The following is a 328-nucleotide window of genomic DNA, read 5'->3' on the forward strand; positions in this document are numbered from 1 at the left end:
CTATGAGGGAACAGGGAAAGGGGCAATTAATATTAATGCCCAGCAAATACCTTATAAAATAACCACTAATTTTGATTTGGCAGGTATTGATGCACAACCGTTATTAACCGATGCCGCAGGATTTGATAAATTAATGGGTAATGGCTCATTAAATTGGAACTTAACCACAAATGGGCAAAGCCAAAAAGAGTTTGTTAACGCACTTAATGGTGAGTTAGGGTTTGAGTTTGCTAATGGCGCAGTACAAGGCGCAAATATAGCTGAAATGATTCGCAAAGGTAAAGAGTTGCTTAAAGGTAATGTAGGGGCTGTATCAGAAGGACTAGAT

Annotated in this window: 1 protein-coding gene; it reads left to right on the forward strand. The window is 38.7% G+C overall.

Annotation, left to right across the window (positions count from 1 at the left end):
• Nucleotides 1-328, forward strand: a 328-nt coding sequence (locus AAEY62_RS21240; protein ID WP_350636339.1) for an AsmA family protein, incomplete at both ends; no start/stop codon positions are given.

The sequence above is a fragment of the Pseudoalteromonas sp. GW168-MNA-CIBAN-0100 genome (assembly GCF_040309225.1).
In the GTDB taxonomy this organism is placed as follows: Bacteria; Pseudomonadota; Gammaproteobacteria; order Enterobacterales; family Alteromonadaceae; genus Pseudoalteromonas; species Pseudoalteromonas arctica.